Consider the following 16,988-nt stretch of genomic DNA (forward strand, 5'->3'; position numbering starts at 1 on the left):
TTACTTGCTACCACAGAAATAGCGATCGCTCATTGTTACTCTAGGATTATTCTGCAAATAATCCTCAATTAAATCACAACCTCGCGCCAATAACATATTTAATTTAAGATCAGAGAGGTTACGTAAAATCACCATTCCGTTACCACTTCCCGCAGCCAGGATTTGACCATCAGGGCTAAAATTCACACTGGTTAACTCATCTTTTTCGCCTTTTAAAATCATCTGCACACTTCCGTCTACACCCCAAATCCTAATTTTATCATCACTGTTAGCAGCCAATGTTTGACCATCAGGACTAAAAGCAACAGCAATAAAATTATCGCCATTACCTCCTAGTGTCTTCTGTAAATTACCGTCACGATGCCAGATGTTCACGGTACTATCAAGACTAGCAGACGCGATATATTGACCATTAGCAGACCAGGCCACACCATTTACTTGTCGAGTGTGTCCTACTAAATTGTATAGAAGTTGACCTTCTCTAGTCCATATTTTTACTAACTTGTCATCACCAGCTGATGCCAACAATTTACCATCAGGGCTAAAACTTACCCAGTTGACAGCATGACTATGACCAGTGAGGGTTTTCAATAGTTTACCTTGCCGACTCCAGAGTTTTACAGTACCGTCTTTACTAGCAGAGGCAATAATTTCACTATCAGCAGACCAAGATACAGCAAAGACAGTATCTTTATGACCAGTCAGGGTTTGCAGTAGTTGACCTTCCCGACTCCAAATTTTCACTGTTTTATCTTTACTAGCTGAAGCAAGATTATTACCATTAGCAGACCAAGCTAAACCCCACACTTGGTCTTGGTGTCCTTTCAATATTTTGAGGATTTTACCGTTTTGATTCAGTAACTTGACAGTGTTATCTAAACTTGCAGTGGCTAAAATTTTACCATCAGGATTGAAGTTGACGCTTGTTACCCAGCTATCATGATCTGCGAAGTTCCCCAACAATATATGATCCCAACGCCAAATTTTTACAGTTTTATCTCGACCAGCAGATACTAATGTCCGTCCATCAGGGCTAAAATTCACGCTATTTACCCAGTTATGATGACCTCTAAGAGTGCCTAACAATGTACCTGCTACACTCCAGAGTTTGACGGTTTCATCGGTACTAGCAGAGGCAATAATTTTACCATTGGGGCTAAAACTCACACTGGTAACAGCAGAAGTATGGCCTGATAGAGTTTTTAATAGTTTACCTTCTCGACTCCATAATTTAATATTGTTGTCCAGACTGGCTGCTGCAATTATTTGACCATCGGGAGACCAAGTAACACTTTTAACTGCATCGTCACAGTCTGATAAGGTTTGTAATAATTTACCTTCTTGACTCCATAGCTTAACGGTATGGTCTGCACTCGCTGAAGCAAGTATTTGACCATCAGGAGACCAAGCTAGACCTAAAACCGCCGATTCATGGGCCAGGATAGTTGTAATTAATGTACCTTCTTGAGTCCATAGTTTCACTGTTTTATCTGTACTAGCAGAGGCAATAATCTCGCTATCTGGGCTGAATATAGCACTATTGACCACGGAAGTATGACCCGTCAATGTGTTTAATAAATTACCTTTTCTGTTCCATAACTTGATAGTTTTATCCTGGCTACCAGAAATAATAATTTGACTATCAGGACTAAAGCTGACACTATTAACTACATTTCTATGTCCTGATAAGCTTTTCATTAATTTACCATTGGGATACCAAAGATTAATATTTTTGTCTGCACTGGCTGAGGCAATTAGAGAATTATCCTGACTAAAGGTGACACTGTTAATACCTGACAAATGTCCTTCTAAACGATTATACTCTTTGAGTCCATAAACTGACTGATAAAGGGCTGTTAATACCTGTTCTCTGGTAGAGGAATTTACCCACAGAGTTTGTTTTAATTTTTTGCCAGCTTTTAAACTATCTTTAAGTGCATCAATACCTTTTTGGGAGGCAAACAGAGTTTCGCTAGAAGCGCTGAGGGTTCGGATTTCACTATTAAGAGAAGTAATAACGGATACAGTTAAACCCATAATGGCAACTACAGAAGCTGTCAAGGCAATTTTTAAACTTCGATTTAACCGCGCTTCACTTAACCTTTGTTTTTCTTGACTTTCTGCTAGTTGGGCAGTTAATTCTTTTTCTTTGAGTTCTCCACGCAGATATTCAATTTCTAATTGACTGAGTTCTTCTCGTTTACGTAATTTACGTAATTCTGTGAGTAAATCCGATCCTTGTTTATCCTGTGTATTTACAAGTACAGCTTGTTGTTTTGTTTGTCTGAGTTCACTTTTGAGCCGCTCAATTTCTCTATTACTATTTTCAACTTTATCACGTAATTGATTGAGTTGTAGTTGTAAACTAGATTCTTGTTGTTGTAGATAGCGAATTAAATCTACTAGATAATCATGAATTAGTTGATAGCGTTCAGGAACATCGGGGAATAAGACGACTAACCCAGAACTAACTAGCACTTTTAAAATTAATTCTAGTTGGTTAGAATCTTCTAATTCTGTTAATTCAGCGGATAATTCTGCCTGGGTTTTAAATGGACGCTGGTTACTTTCATCGGTTAGTAAATATAAAACAATTAATGCAGCCCGTTCATTATTTGGGCCACAGTCTTTGATGAGTTCTTTAATATATCTTTCAATCAGTTTATTGGGTCTGTAAGGTTGATATTGAGATAGGGTGGTAATACGTTCATCTTGTATTTGCGCGCCGACTACTTGTAGTTCGATGGGGCGGACTTCTCCTAGTTCTGAAGATAAATCTTCTACTAAAGCATCTATTAAATCAGATTCTAAATGTAGTTGGGAACGAGCGGTTAATTTATGAATAATAGTTTTTGCATATTCAGGTGAAAAGTTATTTAATTGATACCGAATATTTTTATCAAGAATATTATGATTAATGGCTTCTATAGCGGCAAGATGTTTAAATTCTAATAACCGATGTAAATAATCTTCTCGTAGAGAAAAAATAACTTTCACAAAAGATATGTTTAGGCATTTACTGATAAAGAGATCAAAATTTCGTTGTTGTTCAGGGTTGTCTTGAATAAAAAAGAATTCTTCAAATTGGTCGAAAATTAAGACTGTAATTAAATGGTTGTCAGCATTTGCTTTTAGTTGGTTAAAAATATCATTTACAGTATTTGATCGTGGTGAATCTGATGTGTTTTTGGTTGTGATTTCTGCTGTTTGATGTTGCCTGGTGGCTGTTTGTAAAGATTTACCTAATTCTCGTATCCAGTCGGTATAAATTTGTAAAACAACAGGAATGGCTATTTGATCACCAATGGCGCGGTTTTGTAATGCAGGTATTAAACCTGCGGTGACGGTGGAACTCTTCCCTACACCGGAGGGCCCATGAATAACGATCAGTTTATAGTCAGCGCGGCTAATTCTGCCAATTAGGTTATTTATATCACCTTCTCGACCGGAAGCGGCAATTTCTAAAGCCACGCTACTATTTCCCGATGCAGACATAACCGCAGGGTTGGTAACTTTGCGTTGGGGTTGTAAACGGCCAGCACCAATGAAAGCACGGAAACCATATTGCTGTTCTACGGAACGGCGTTTTTGTCGAATTAAGTAAGCTTCAAGATAACAACCCGCTTGAAAATAGAGCGATCGCAAATTTTTTAATAAGCGAATATAATGATGAGCATCATATTGATGTTCACTGCTTTCTAAAGCAAATGATAGTTCTGTTTTAGCTGTTTCTAAATATTCAGATGATACTTGATCATCACCTATATTTTGTTGGGATTTAGCTAATATTAAATAATAAGTTTGTTTTAAAAGTAAAGGAAATAGGCATTTTTCGGTTTTATTTTTTTGTTGAGCTTCTTTTAAATTTAGTAGTGCTATGTGAGATAAAATGCTTGCTTGTCGCCAACGTGATTGTTTGGTAGCCACCACAGATAGTAAACCGTAGTCACAAGATAGTTGCATTTGACTACCATAATTTTGATGTAATTCTAAAGCCTTTTCACCTACATTTTGTAATTCTTGCCAATCTCCTAAACCTTGGAGAATATCTGTAAGATGAACAATAAATTCAGATACTAAATCTGCCCTACCAGTAAGATTAAATGTATATAAAGATTGCTGTAAATAAGTTTTTGCCGTGTGTAAAAACTGAGTTGTTTCTATTTTATTTCGTTCAGAAAGACGACAGTAACATAAACCAATATAAAGTAGTAAAACTCCTTTTTTCAGTAGATGAGAATTTGCTTCTGTAGGTATAACAGGTAATGAGGACAAATTATCCCATTCAATAATTCTTCCTGTCTCCCATTCTTGACCTATCTGGTTTTGATCTGCTGCTATTTCCCGATCCCAAAATAATAAACTTTGGCGAAAATGGTTTAATGCTGGCTTGATTCGATCACCAACATAATCATCTAAACCAAAGACAAATTGTAAACTAGCATTTAATGACGGTTCTAAGGTAATACCCCGACTTTCTAAATCTTTAATAGCAAAGTGTAATTCATGGCTATGTACCCACACTTGTTCGATAGTAGGGTAATGGGTTTTAAGATGGTAGTTTTGTGGTGCGTCGTTATGTAATGCTTGTGAAAATAAAGATTCTGTTTCCTGTTTTAAAAATTCTAATAAAGCCGGAGAAGTCATGACAAATTTAATCGGTGTTGCTGCCCAACTGGCAAAATCTGGTGCTAATTTTACCACCTTTGACAACACTTGATCATTCACCCAAATTACCATAGGAAAAGGATGATGTTTACGAAATTCATCACGAATTTGATTAACAGAAATTAGTAAATCATCAATACTTTCTACTGACTCTAAACCTAAGATTATTAATGCTGCGGGTTTGTCATCTAATTGTTGTAAATGAACATTTGTATAAAGACTGAGGGAATTTTGAGATATGAATATTGTTTGAACATTCCCTGATTTCCAATCTATTGCTGTCAGTTTTTCTAGAATTGCATCTCGTAACCTCCCATAGTTACAACATACTAAAACTACAGAGAATTCACCCTGAGAAAAAGAAATTGCCCTGGTTAAACTCCGGAAAGCACGCTCATTATGATTGTTAACATCTATTGCTGTGTTTTGTTCAACCATGATTTGAATTTTGGTGTTTCTGCTAATACTGGGTTGATACCAAACCAAGCTCCTTGGCGATCGCGATATTCAAAGACAAATAAACTCCGTAATAATGTATGATATTCTATATCGCCTCTCACTCTTTGTTCCCGCATAACTTGGAAAATTAATTCCCATTCATGGGGATCAATAGCATTAGCTCGATAATCTCTTTGACGTTGCACAACTAATTCTAAACACTCTCTATTAAAAGGTGGATCTTGTTCCCGCAAACAGTCAAATAATAATCCTAATAAATCACGAACATGACCACCGCTAACTAAACATAAACGATCTAAAGTATTTTGATGATCAAATACTTCCTGGATCAAGTTTAAGCGATCGCCAGGCAAAATGTCAGGAAAAGCCCTAGCTAATACCATCTGCCGCATCAATTCTAAACCTTCTGTATAAATTTCTCCTGTACGTAATAAAACAGGTATCATTGGTAATACTTTTGGCGCAACTCCACCCCCTAAACGATGTTGCAATTCTGCACTGTCGTTAGAAAAAGTTAAGGATAAAGGAATTGTATAAACAATATGACAATTGAGTTTTCGTAATTGTTCACCACGTTCAATAAATAAGTATTCAGGAAGCGATCTACCAGAAGCAAGAGGACGAAATGCTACCCGATCCAAATTATCAACAATTACAACTAATCCCTTTTTCCCCCTACTCTTGAGTTCATTATTAGCACGTGCTAAAAGTTCTTGATTAATCGAAAGTAAAATATTTTCTGTACGCGGTTCTAAATAGTCTCTTAACCTGCGTCGTAATTGGGGACTTTCTTTAGTTTTAGCGGTAATTTTCGCAATTCCCACTGATAATTCTGCCTCTACACCCAAATCTATTGGTGTTTGCAAAAAATCCACCAATTCAGTAAATAGATTAGCAAAATAACTGGGGTGAAGACGGATTTTCATGGACTCTAAACTCTCACTCACTTGGCCAGCAATAGCTAAGAGAATATCTGTTATATCCACATCCGCCATTTCTAAAACACGGGTAGACTCAAAATAAACAACATGAAACTTTTGAGCCTCTAATTCTGCTTTTAAACGTAACAGTTCCGTGGATTTACCACAACCTAAATGTCCTGTAAATAATTGACAAGTCGGTGTATTGGGAGAAATCCTAGCAATAGTTCGCAGTAAAGCTTCAATAATTCTACCACCTCGCACCGAGGCAAAATCAATATAATATAGGCTATCCACAGCATTTTCCATGATCAAAGGTTTGCTGGGATTACAAGCCTGATAAAATCTTTCTAAATCTAGGAGCATGATTAATCTACATCATTTCAAAACGGGGGATAGCAAAAAGAGGCAAGATAAAATAAATTCCTCTTATCTTATCACTTCTGATTTTTAAGTCCCGATTCCTGATTTTTAATCATAAAATCTCCGCAGATCCTGAGATAATCGTAAATTGTAGTTATTGATGTTTTTCTTTATTTATAATCATCAACAATTTTTACATTATGTTGTACACTCACCTTTAGTTAAACAACTGTCATCTTCATCATTTTGATCGTCTCTAGCACTAATAATTTTCAGTTCTGTAAAGTATTTATCATTATTTTCTGATATATTTTGAGATAATATCTGATGTAGACTATCATTTGCAGATAAATACTTACCATCTGAAATATCTGCATGACAGAAACAGAAAGATACAGGTAAGATCATTAAGGCTTGATAAAGTTTACTGTTCATATTACACCTCTTCAAACTTGTAATTATTTTTCAAAATTCACAATTTAATTGGTTTTTATTGCCACAATAGGCCAGAAAATCTAGTTTAATTTTCCGCCATTGAAAATACATCCCTCAGCAGAGAGTTGGTTAAAGTTCCCAAAAATGAACTTGTAAATTACTATGGTTAAATATCTTGTAATTGTGTTTACCTCTTACCGTCTCATCTCAAGTCAAAAGTACAGCATTTCCTGCTGTGATTAGGTACACATCTAGCATGGCAAAATGCCCACATTACAAGAGTTTCATTTTCAAGGTTGTGCCTGATTTGCATAAAATATGCTGTATGATCCGAGTTTTTATTTAAGTAAAATCACTCCTGTCTTATGTTTGATTACTCACTTATACAAAAACATAACCACATAACCGGAAAATCTTCCCAATCTTGAAAAAGCTCTGTTGCTAGTCGCGCTGACAGATAAAATAGTTAAGGAATGTTGCTTATCAATTAACTCATGACACCTTTACCAGACGTAGACGCTACAAATACTCCCAATGTTCACCAAGAGGAATACAGTAACTCAGTAAATCCCTTAGATGAGTCACCAAATGACCTAGAAATGTCCTTTTTTGACCACTTAGAAGAACTAAGACAGCGGATTTTTTATTGTTTAATAGCCGTAGTGGTGTGTGTAATCGGTTGTTTTATCGTCGTCAAACCGCTGGTACAAGTTCTCGAAATACCTGCAAATGGAATCAAATTTCTCCAACTAGCACCAGGAGAGTATTTCTTTGTCTCCATCAAAGTTGCTGGTTACAGTGGTTTAGTTCTAGCAACTCCTTTTATTCTTTATCAAGTTATGCAATTTGTTCTTCCTGGTTTAACCCGTCGTGAACGTCGTTTATTAGCTCCAGTAGTTTTTGGCTCAAGTATATTATTCTTAGGTGGGTTAGTATTTGCTTACTTTTTGCTTATCCCCGCAGCTTTAAACTTTTTCATTAACTACGGTGCAGATGTAGTAGAACAATTATGGTCAATTGAAAAATATTTTGAATTTGTACTTTTGCTGTTATTTAGTACCGGTTTAGCTTTCCAAGTTCCAGTTATTCAATTATTACTAAGTAATTTAGGTATTGTTTCTTCAACTCAAATGTTAGCTGGTTGGCGGTTTATAATTATGTTTGCAGTGGTTTTAGGTGCGGTGTTGACACCTTCTACTGATCCTTTAACGCAGAGTTTATTAGCAGGTGCGGTTTTAGGGCTTTATTTTGGTGGTATTGGGTTGGTGAAATTAACAGGTAAGTAATAGGAAATGGGGAAAAGTTGAATTTCTTGATATCCCCAACTTCTTTTTTTATCTTGTCAATAAATTATGAAATGTTAAAATAAAAATATTACTTGAACATATAAAAAACTATGTCTAGCAATACTTCAATTATCAGCGTTTCTCCTGAAATTATGAGTGGTACTCCAGTTTTTACCGGAACAAGAGTTCCTATTCAAACACTTTTAGATTATTTAAAAGCAGGAAATTCAATAGATGATTTTTTAGATGGTTTTCCTACGGTTACTAAAGAGCAAGTAATTACATTTTTGGAGGAAGTTGAGAAAGAAATAATTAGTAAGGTAGCATAAAATGAAAAAATTAGTCCATTTTTTCCAAGGATGTATTACCGTTGATAGCTGTAGAAATTTGATTTTCTTTCATAACTTTAATTAAAAACCTTAAAGCTTCATTCACTGCTTCCGCACTAGGAAACATTTCCGCTACATCAGGTTCTAAACGCACTGTCACCCCAGCAAAGCTTTTACGTTCAGTACCTAATTTCCTTACCCGTAGACTTTTTAAGTCATACTCTGATTTGAGATCGTCTTCCATTTCTAAGTTATCCCTGTTCTCCATGTTTTGATAAGTTTTTCGCAGCTTTATTTTCGTCCCACTCAAATTTCATGTAATTATTGTCAAATGTAATCTGTAGTAAGTTATCAATGAGATTTTACAGCTTTTGGTAAATCGTTGTTAACAAAGTTAACCGAATTTATCACACTTTCTTTCTACTCTATATTGAAAATGCGTTAGCAAAGCGCACCGAAGGTATCGCTCTTAAATCTATATCAGAAATGCGTTAGCGAAGCGCACCGAAGGTATTGCTCTTACTCTTTTGTTAAACACTCTCATTCCAATATTCTAAACCAGTAACAATTACATCTTCTAACCATTGCTTAAAACGCTCTGTCAGATTAATTTCATCATCAGCATAAGAAAATTGAAATAGAGAATCTGTTAATGCTTGAATATCACTAATATTTTTTTCACCCTCTTCTGTATTATCTCTATGATATGCACAAGCAGAACAAGCAAGCAAACCAAGATATTCATGTCCAACAACATGAAAAGAAAGTAAAATTGTTGTTGTTGATTCTATATTTATGACCAATTGTATCCAACTGTGATAGGGACGAAGATTAGCAAAGTATCCTAATTTTTTAGCTGTTTCTACAACTTGGAAACGATGATAATATGATTTAGGATCACGTGCAGGTGCAGCGCGTGTAAAAATCTGAGCATCACTCACTATATTTTGAAGTGATAACTTAATTTCAGTAGCGATATCTTGTAAGCGAACAGATGCAATTTCAAACAGATTTGCAGCAAATCCTTCAACTTTTTGGCAGCGATCTGAAATAGTAACAGATTGGCTTTGCTTAATTTTCTCAGTGATAGATGAAATCACAGCTTGAGCGCGGCGCGTTTCTGACAAAACTTGTTCAGATAAACGAAGACTACGAAGAAATGCCTGTTTTTGACTATTAGAAAATAAGTTAATCAAAGGTAATAAATTTCCTTGATCTGCTTGTTCTGAAGCTTCAATATAAACTGCTCTGTCGTCACGAGTAAGAACTAAAGGAAACAATCCAGATTGTATAAAAACTAAACTAGCAAGACATCGAGCTACTCTACCATTACCATCTTGAAATGGATGAATTTGTGTGAAACGATGATGTAACCATGCTGCTTCAACTTCTGGAGGAATGTTTTGTTTTCTATGTTCATGATGCCATTGAATTAAATTATCCATTTCCGAAGCAACTTGTTCAGGAGGACAATATTCATGTATTATTCCATTAGGTCTTTCAGGGTTATTAGGTTGTCGTTTCCAATCACCCCGGATGAGAGAAACACGAATAATTTGCCCTGATGATGTTTTAGCTTCTGTACTATCTTGATTTTGAGTTAGTAACTGATGTAATTCTTTGATATAAAAATTAGATAAGATTCTTTGTCCACCCACAAAATCAAATAGTCCTTCAATAGCTGCTTCTTGATCTTGGATCAGAGATACAACTTGTTTGATAGGGGGATTTGTAGGATTATGAGGAATAAGAGCTTCATTAATTCCTTTTTCAATTAGTATTCGAGTAATTCCTTGATCAAGGGTATATAATCTTTCAATAATTCCCGTTTCAATGGCAATTTCTCTACACAACCTTTCCATAAAGGTTTTAAATTCTCCAGAAGAGCGCAGACGTTCTGCTTGTTCATTCCAAAAAGTTACTAAAGATGATAACTCTGCACTTGCTAAGTTTTGCCAATTTGCTGGTAAATTCTCTATTGGTTGCCACTGCATGAATAATCTCCAAAACTGGATCAATAGTTTAATATGATATCGCTCTTACTCTACATCAGATAATGCGATCGCTTTGAAAGAGATGGTTTTATCAATTATTAAAACGTACAAGCCCTTTGAAATTCTCGTAATTTACTTTCAATATCCCATATTTCAAAAACCCATTTTTCAGTATCATCAGAAGTACGTTTAACTCTACCAAAAGCTGCATCTAAATCAAAAATTTCTCCATCACCAAGTATAATTGGAGGGAGTTTGATTTCTTGGCTTCCTAAAAGTAATGAAGTTAAACATGGCTCATGTTTACCATATATTCCTCTTTTTTTATAATTTTCCTGACCTATTTCTAGCAAATTTTCTAAGTGCGATGTAAAATAGCCGTCTATTATTGTATTTTTTAAATTAGACATTTCCTCTCCAGCCATATTTTGTAGTTCTGAAATAGATGGAAGCCCAGCAGACTTTACAGTATTTTCAAGCCAATTAAGGATATCTGTGTCATTTAACTTAGGTGCATATTGGCAGAGTACAAAGAATGCAAAACCTCTATCTCTCCTAGATATCATGTGATAAGCTCTTTCTTTGAAAATGTCCTGATCATAATTTGGTATTTTAAATTTATCAAATATACTATCTGGAAGATTCAGACATAAAGAAGATAATGCTGAGGATAATTTATAAGCTATACCAATCTCATCAATACCTATATAATTTGCAAGACAATGAGTAGCAACTGAATAGACAGTTAGATAAGGATTATATAGTCTATCAATCATTTTTTGCTCAAATAATTTTGATTCGATTAAAAACTCAAATTCATTTAATTTTCCTTTTAACATTGGCAAAATAAATGAATACTCTAGCTCTAATTCTGAAGATGTAGCAATAGCTTCGATTAAAGAAACAACAGATATAGGAACTCGACTGATAAGAATATTTTCAGGAGTGTAAAATCTTGTAGTGACAAATGGCCGATCCTGTCTTATTCTTCCATCACTACCATACTGTAGTCCAAACGAGTATTGATACCTCCAGGGTATTTTAATTTTACTGTCATTAATAGCTGGTCCAAATACCTTATAGTAATCGTTAAACTCATTTTTTCCAATTTCTGCAAATAGTTCTATGATTCTCCATAGTTCTTCCTCTTCTTCGCGTTTCCAGGCATTCAAAGCATTAAAAATAGTAATGAGATTTTTTTGTCCCCATAGGGTGCTTGTGTGATCTAACCAATGAGTAATTTCATGAATAAATACTTTATGTACTTTCCTTACTAACTCTAAATTCAAAGTAATGTCTTCACTAATACCTAAAAGATGGTGTGATTCCACTGAATCGGCAAAGACCGTCTGAGTTAAAAATTCATACTTCCCTTCTGATGTAACGTTAGGAAAACTGCGCCAATGATTTAAAATTGTTTGAATTGCTTGAACTAAAGATTCTTTTTTAGCCATATTCTTCGAGAAGAATTATAAAAACTTACATAACATTATTATATTAATATATTTTAAACAGGATTTTACCTAAAAAAATGAAACCTACTTTCTTCTACTCCAATAAAATGGTTTACGCTTATGATGCGCTACAGCTAAAATGCGAATTTCTTCCTCTTCCAAAACACGATATAAAAGAGAATAGGGAAATTTTGGTATCACTAAACGCCGAATAGAACCGCGAACCTTTGCCCCAATTTCTGGATAATACATCAAACAATTTACAGCCTGTTCTACCGCTTCTAAATATTCTAAACCTAGATCAGTTCTTTGCTCCTCATAATAATTGATAGCTTCAGTTAATTCTTGTTCTGCTAAGGGATGAAATATAACATTTATCATTGTAAATAAGTACGCAATTTACTAAACACTTCTTGAGAGGAAACACCAGAAATTTTACCACTACTAATATCCTCATCCCTCAATTCTGCCTCTTGTATCCATTCCTCAGCAACTTGTTGATCAATTTCTTCCAATTGTCCTAAATATTCAATCAATCGAGCTACTAATAATGCTAGAGTATCCTTTGGTAAAGCTAAAACTTCAGCCTCTAATTGTTCAATAGTCATAAATTACCAAATCTCCCTATAGTACATTAATTATCATCAGCCATTCCCCATTATCACTATATTCTAAATCAAGGTATCTTCTTCGCGCCTTTGCTCCTTCCCATCTTTGCGCGAAACTTTAATCAAAATAAAGCATAATTAACCATTAACCATACAGAGAAAAAACACAATGAACAAACAACCCATCCGCGTCGGAGTCCTTGGTTTTGGTGGACTCGGCCAAGCAGCAGCAAAACTCCTCTCCAGCAAACGAGAAATGATCCTCGTAGCTGCCGCAGATCAAAAAGGATACGCTTACTCCACAGAAGGCTTAAACACCGATGCTTGCATCACCACCTACCAAAAACAAGGAACAGTCGGTTATTTAGAACCCTTTGGAACACTAAGCAATAACAGCATTCAAGACCTTATTCAAGCCACAGGTGACGCTGTAGATGGTTATTTCCTCGCCTTACCTAACCTTCCTAACGACTTTATCCCCAACGTCACCAAACAATTCATCCAAGCTGGTTGGCAAGGTGTATTAGTTGATGCCATCAAACGCACCAGCGCCGTAGAACAACTGTTAGCTATGAAAGACGAACTGCAAGCAGCAGGAATTACCTACATGACCGGTTGTGGTGCAACTCCTGGACTATTAACCGCCGCCGCCGCTTTAGCTGCCCAAAGTTACGCCGAAATTCACAATATTGTCATTACCTTTGGTGTGGGTATTGCTAACTGGGAAGCTTACCGCGCTACTGTCCGGGAAGATATTGGTCATATGCCTGGTTATAGTGTGGAAGCAGCTAGAGCGATGACTGATGCAGAGGTAGAAGCATTACTCGATAAAACCAACGGTGTGTTAACTTTGGAAAACATGGAACACGCCGATGATGTAATGTTAGAAATTGCCGGCATTTGTTCACGGGATAGAGTGACTGTTGGTGGTGTTGTTGATACCCGCAACCCCAAAAAGCCTTTAAGTACCAATGTGAAAATTACCGGACGCACCTTTGAGGGTAAAATTTCCACCCACACCTTTACATTAGGCGATGAAACCAGCATGGCTGCTAATGTGTGCGGTCCCGCTTTTGGTTATTTAAAAGCCGGTCAAGAATTACACCAAAGAGGTATTAAAGGTTTATTTACCGCAGCGGAAATTATGCCTAAATTTGTTAAATAGGTAATAGGTAATAGGTAATAGGTAATGGGTAACACTCTTCTCTGTCACCTGTCACCTGTCACCTGTCACCTATTCCCTAATATAAGATTCTTGATATTCTTCCTCTTCCAAAAAGGTTGGTGTTTGCATCACAAAAGGTAATTCTGCACCTATCAAACCTCTTTGAATCCGTTCAGATGTTTGATTAAAAACCACAAACAAAGGATATACTGTATTTGCACCTTCACTTAAAATATGACTATGACGAAATGGCATAATCCATTCGTATTCTTTATCTAAACAAACTTGACATTTACGCCATCTACCTAACAACTCGGAAAAGTCTTCATGGGGACGATGAATAAATAATAAAATTTCTACACCTGTTTTAATTTTCCATTCTGGATCACACATAATAATGGAAATATCACAAGGTAACTCCATTGTATGTGAAGTTTTAGCTTCAATATCGCGGATACGAACAATAGGTAAAGGAATAGTAATAACACTATCAGCAGGACGACGCAAACTAGGAATCATCTCCAAATAGGGACGATGTTTTTTTAGGAGAGCGATCGCCTCTAAGTGATTGCTATATTCTGCTAAACTAGCTTCATAAAGTGATTTTTGTACAGACATAATATTAATCAAAAATTCAACAACCCTGTTTGTTTATAGAGGGACTACTCTAGGAAAATTCAAAGTTTATCAGCTACAAGGTAAAAGAGTAAAGCTGAAAAATTTTTACTTTACTCTTATTTTTTGCATCCTCAAATAATTAGCATCAACATTTGTCGAATTACTATTGATGTTTACCTTGTGAATTTTACCTTTCTGCACAGATTAGAGCGATTCAAATACTTTAAACATCGGTAAATACATTGCCAGCAAAATTGTACCTACCATCCCCCCAAGCACTACAATCATGACTGGTTCTAAAATACTTGTTAAGGACTTAACTGCCTGTTCTACTTCATCTTCATAGAAATCGGCAACTTTCATTAACATTCCATCTAATTCACCAGTTTCTTCCCCAATCATCATCATTTGAATAGACATAGCAGGGAAGGCTTCGCTTTTGCTCAAAGCGGTACTAATCATTCCCCCCTCTTGAACTTCTTTCCGAGCATTATCAATGGCATTAGCAATAATTTGGTTGCCTGATGTATCCCGGACGATTTCTAAACAAGTAATGATAGGTACACCTGAACGGGTAAGAGAACCAAAGGTACGACTGAATCTAGCCACAGAAGACTTTTGAATTAAGTCACCAAATAAAGGAACTTTTAAAGCGATACGGTCAATGTTTTCTTTGCCATTAGGAGTTTTGTAATATAGCTTATAGGCAAAGTTTGCAGCCATAAAGCCGACAATAATTAACAAAGACCAATAACTGCGTAGGATTTTACTACAAGTCATCAAAAACTGAGTCAGGGCTGGTAGTTCTACCCCAATGTCTTCAAAAATATTGGCAAAAATGGGAATCAGAAAAACTGTCATCCCGACAAAGATAGCCGTTGCTAAAAAACCTACTACCAATGGATAGGACATAGCAGATTTAATCTGGTTTTGGAGTCTAGCCATATCTTCTAAAAGTTTAGCTAGACGATTTAGAACCTCATCCAATACACCACCGATTTCTCCGGCTTGTACCATACTCACATACAACCCATCAAAACACTCAGGATGCTTTCGCATAGAGTCGGAAAGGTTAACACCGGTTTGCACATCATTACTAATTTCAGTCAGAGCTTGTTTGAGTTTGGGATTACTGCACTGTTCTGACAATACACCTAAACTTCTCACAATTGCTACACCAGCATTAACTAAAGCAGCAAATTGACGAGAAAAAACCGCTTTGTCTTTAACAGTAACTTTGACGAAAGAATTCTGAATTTTTTCTAAATCAAAACGTGATGCTAAACTTTGAGCCTCTTTTAGCTCTTGAACAACGTAGCCTTTAGCTCTTAAATTAGTACGTGCATCCGCTAAGGAATCAGCAACAAATTTTGCAGTTCGAGATTGCCCTTGGGAGTCCCGAATACGGGCAGAGTAGGTTGGCATAATTTTAATTCACAATTAATAAATTGGTAATATTTGATTCTTAATTTATAGTTCATAATTCATAGTTCATAATTAAAATCATAATTACGAATTACGAATTATGTTCGCGTAGCGTACCGGAGGTACTATTACGAATTAGTTTTAACGCGCTCTTGCACCAGGTTTTGCACCTGCTGGTGGTGCTGTAGCACCAATTAAACGTTGGACTTCATCAGGTTTAGAAGTCTTAGACATCGCCGCTTCAAAAGAAATAGTGCCAGCTTTGTATAAATCAGCTAAAACTTTTTCTAGAGTTTGCATACCCAATTTACCTCCTGTTTGAATAGCAGAATAAATTTGGGCTGTTTTCCCTTCCCGAATCAGGTTAGAAATAGCCGGGGTAACAATCATAATTTCCTGAGCCATCATCCGCCCAAATTCACCTGGTTTGGGATCTTTTTTGGCTACTAAGGTTTGGCTGAAAACTGCAACTAAAGAGTTAGATAACTGTACACGTACCTGTGTTTGTCTGTCTGCGGGGAAAACGTCAATTACCCGGTCAACGGTTTGGGCAGCAGAACTTGTGTGTAGTGTACCAAAAACTAAGTGACCTGTTTCTGCGGCGGAAATTGCCAAAGAAATAGTTTCCAAGTCCCGCATTTCCCCTACCAGAATAATATCTGGATCTTCCCGTAAAGCAGCTTTCAAAGCATTCGCAAAACTTTTAGTATCTTCACCTAATTGACGTTGGTGAACTAAACTTTTGATTGGTTCATAAACAAACTCAACAGGGTCTTCAACAGTTAAAATATGTTCGGCTCTAGTCCGGTTAATTAAATCAATCATAGCCGCTAGGGTTGTCGTTTTCCCTGAACCTGTGGGGCCTGTTACTAAAATTAATCCTCTGGGTTTTTCAGACATTTCTCGAACAATATCTGGTAGACCTAATTTTTCAAAGTTAGGAATTTTAGAACTTAATGCTCGTAAACAAGCAGCATACGCACCACGTTCTTTATATACATTCACCCGAAAGCGAGCTAATCCTTTCACACCATAAGCACAATCTAATTCCCAGGTTTGTTCTAAGGTTTTGCGCTGGGTATTATTGAGCATACTAAAGATCAGTCTTTGACACTGATCTGCTGTTAATATCTCATCACCGATGGGAGTGAGCTTACCACTGATACGGAAGTAGGGGGGTAAACCTGCTTGCAGGTGCATATCCGAACCCCCCATATCAATTAACTGCTCCATCAAGTCTTCAATCATCATTTCCATAGTATTT

At 36.2% G+C, this 16,988-nt stretch carries 14 protein-coding genes; 3 read left to right on the forward strand and 11 right to left on the reverse strand.

What is annotated here, in order from left to right:
- The 3 genes from WJM97_RS07505 to WJM97_RS07515 all read right to left on the reverse strand — a co-directional run bounded on the left by WJM97_RS07505 (position 1) and on the right by WJM97_RS07515 (position 6,845).
- Positions 1-5,106 carry a hypothetical protein gene (locus WJM97_RS07505; RefSeq protein ID WP_353932415.1) on the reverse strand — a complete coding sequence of 1,702 codons (5,106 nt, stop codon included), beginning with the start codon at positions 5,104-5,106 and terminating at the stop codon, positions 1-3.
- Positions 5,082-6,413: a P-loop NTPase fold protein gene (locus WJM97_RS07510; RefSeq protein WP_353932416.1), complete on the reverse strand. Its 1,332-nt coding sequence runs from the start codon at positions 6,411-6,413 to the stop codon at positions 5,082-5,084. Before WJM97_RS07510 ends, WJM97_RS07505 begins: the two co-directional genes overlap by 25 nt.
- Before the next feature lie 195 nt (positions 6,414-6,608).
- The gene (locus WJM97_RS07515; RefSeq protein ID WP_353932417.1) at positions 6,609-6,845 is read right to left on the reverse strand and encodes a hypothetical protein; all 237 of its coding nucleotides are present in this window, start codon (positions 6,843-6,845) and stop codon (positions 6,609-6,611) included.
- A 494-nt stretch (positions 6,846-7,339) separates the two neighbouring features.
- Between WJM97_RS07515 and tatC the strand changes: the two genes are divergently transcribed.
- Positions 7,340-8,131 (forward strand): twin-arginine translocase subunit TatC, encoded by a 792-nt coding sequence (gene tatC, locus WJM97_RS07520; RefSeq protein ID WP_353932418.1) that lies wholly within the window; start codon positions 7,340-7,342, stop codon positions 8,129-8,131.
- A gap of 110 nt (positions 8,132-8,241) precedes the next feature.
- Positions 8,242-8,460, forward strand: coding sequence for a DUF433 domain-containing protein (locus WJM97_RS07525; protein WP_353932419.1), 219 nt, complete (start codon positions 8,242-8,244; stop codon positions 8,458-8,460).
- A 10-nt stretch (positions 8,461-8,470) separates the two neighbouring features.
- On the opposite strand, the gene WJM97_RS07530 is transcribed toward WJM97_RS07525, so the two are convergent.
- The 5 genes from WJM97_RS07530 to WJM97_RS07550 form a co-directional block, all read right to left on the reverse strand.
- Positions 8,471-8,704: a hypothetical protein gene (locus tag WJM97_RS07530; RefSeq protein WP_353932420.1), complete on the reverse strand. Its 234-nt coding sequence runs from the start codon at positions 8,702-8,704 to the stop codon at positions 8,471-8,473.
- Between the two features lie 286 nt (positions 8,705-8,990).
- Positions 8,991-10,454, reverse strand: coding sequence for a Fic family protein (locus tag WJM97_RS07535; RefSeq protein ID WP_353932421.1), 1,464 nt, complete (start codon positions 10,452-10,454; stop codon positions 8,991-8,993).
- 98 nt (positions 10,455-10,552) lie between these two features.
- Positions 10,553-11,908 carry a hypothetical protein gene (locus WJM97_RS07540; RefSeq protein WP_353932422.1) on the reverse strand — a complete coding sequence of 452 codons (1,356 nt, stop codon included), beginning with the start codon at positions 11,906-11,908 and terminating at the stop codon, positions 10,553-10,555.
- Positions 11,909-11,992: 84 nt separating this feature from the next.
- Positions 11,993-12,289 carry a type II toxin-antitoxin system RelE/ParE family toxin gene (locus tag WJM97_RS07545; RefSeq protein WP_353932423.1) on the reverse strand — a complete coding sequence of 99 codons (297 nt, stop codon included), beginning with the start codon at positions 12,287-12,289 and terminating at the stop codon, positions 11,993-11,995.
- A complete protein-coding gene (locus WJM97_RS07550; protein WP_353932424.1) occupies positions 12,286-12,516 on the reverse strand; it encodes an addiction module protein in 231 nt (76 codons plus the stop codon). The genes WJM97_RS07545 and WJM97_RS07550 overlap by 4 nt, the downstream gene beginning before the upstream one ends.
- A gap of 169 nt (positions 12,517-12,685) precedes the next feature.
- On the opposite strand from WJM97_RS07550, the gene WJM97_RS07555 reads away from it, so the two are divergent.
- Positions 12,686-13,681: a saccharopine dehydrogenase-like oxidoreductase gene (locus WJM97_RS07555; protein WP_353932425.1), complete on the forward strand. Its 996-nt coding sequence runs from the start codon at positions 12,686-12,688 to the stop codon at positions 13,679-13,681.
- 69 nt (positions 13,682-13,750) lie between these two features.
- Here WJM97_RS07555 and WJM97_RS07560 read toward each other — a convergent pair whose 3' ends face one another.
- From WJM97_RS07560 to WJM97_RS07570, 3 genes are all read right to left on the reverse strand, one after another.
- Positions 13,751-14,299, reverse strand: a complete 549-nt coding sequence (locus WJM97_RS07560) for a hypothetical protein (RefSeq protein WP_353932426.1) — start codon at positions 14,297-14,299, stop codon at positions 13,751-13,753.
- Positions 14,300-14,503: 204 nt separating this feature from the next.
- A complete protein-coding gene (locus WJM97_RS07565; RefSeq protein WP_353932427.1) occupies positions 14,504-15,724 on the reverse strand; it encodes a type II secretion system F family protein in 1,221 nt (406 codons plus the stop codon).
- A gap of 141 nt (positions 15,725-15,865) precedes the next feature.
- Positions 15,866-16,981, reverse strand: coding sequence for a type IV pilus twitching motility protein PilT (locus tag WJM97_RS07570; protein ID WP_353932428.1), 1,116 nt, complete (start codon positions 16,979-16,981; stop codon positions 15,866-15,868).
- Positions 16,982-16,988: the final 7 nt, after the last annotated feature.

Source organism: Okeanomitos corallinicola TIOX110 (genome assembly GCF_038050375.1).
Lineage (GTDB): Bacteria > Cyanobacteriota > Cyanobacteriia > Cyanobacteriales > Nostocaceae > Okeanomitos > Okeanomitos corallinicola.

Coding starts and splice junctions, on each gene's coding strand:
- WJM97_RS07505 (WP_353932415.1), bottom strand. CDS start 5,106: ATGGTTGAACAAAACACAGCAATAGATGTTAACAATCATAATGAGCGT.
- WJM97_RS07510 (WP_353932416.1), bottom strand. CDS start 6,413: ATGCTCCTAGATTTAGAAAGATTTTATCAGGCTTGTAATCCCAGCAAA.
- WJM97_RS07515 (WP_353932417.1), bottom strand. CDS start 6,845: ATGAACAGTAAACTTTATCAAGCCTTAATGATCTTACCTGTATCTTTC.
- tatC (WP_353932418.1), top strand. CDS start 7,340: ATGACACCTTTACCAGACGTAGACGCTACAAATACTCCCAATGTTCAC.
- WJM97_RS07525 (WP_353932419.1), top strand. CDS start 8,242: ATGTCTAGCAATACTTCAATTATCAGCGTTTCTCCTGAAATTATGAGT.
- WJM97_RS07530 (WP_353932420.1), bottom strand. CDS start 8,704: ATGGAAGACGATCTCAAATCAGAGTATGACTTAAAAAGTCTACGGGTA.
- WJM97_RS07535 (WP_353932421.1), bottom strand. CDS start 10,454: ATGCAGTGGCAACCAATAGAGAATTTACCAGCAAATTGGCAAAACTTA.
- WJM97_RS07540 (WP_353932422.1), bottom strand. CDS start 11,908: ATGGCTAAAAAAGAATCTTTAGTTCAAGCAATTCAAACAATTTTAAAT.
- WJM97_RS07545 (WP_353932423.1), bottom strand. CDS start 12,289: ATGATAAATGTTATATTTCATCCCTTAGCAGAACAAGAATTAACTGAA.
- WJM97_RS07550 (WP_353932424.1), bottom strand. CDS start 12,516: ATGACTATTGAACAATTAGAGGCTGAAGTTTTAGCTTTACCAAAGGAT.
- WJM97_RS07555 (WP_353932425.1), top strand. CDS start 12,686: ATGAACAAACAACCCATCCGCGTCGGAGTCCTTGGTTTTGGTGGACTC.
- WJM97_RS07560 (WP_353932426.1), bottom strand. CDS start 14,299: ATGTCTGTACAAAAATCACTTTATGAAGCTAGTTTAGCAGAATATAGC.
- WJM97_RS07565 (WP_353932427.1), bottom strand. CDS start 15,724: ATGCCAACCTACTCTGCCCGTATTCGGGACTCCCAAGGGCAATCTCGA.
- WJM97_RS07570 (WP_353932428.1), bottom strand. CDS start 16,981: ATGGAAATGATGATTGAAGACTTGATGGAGCAGTTAATTGATATGGGG.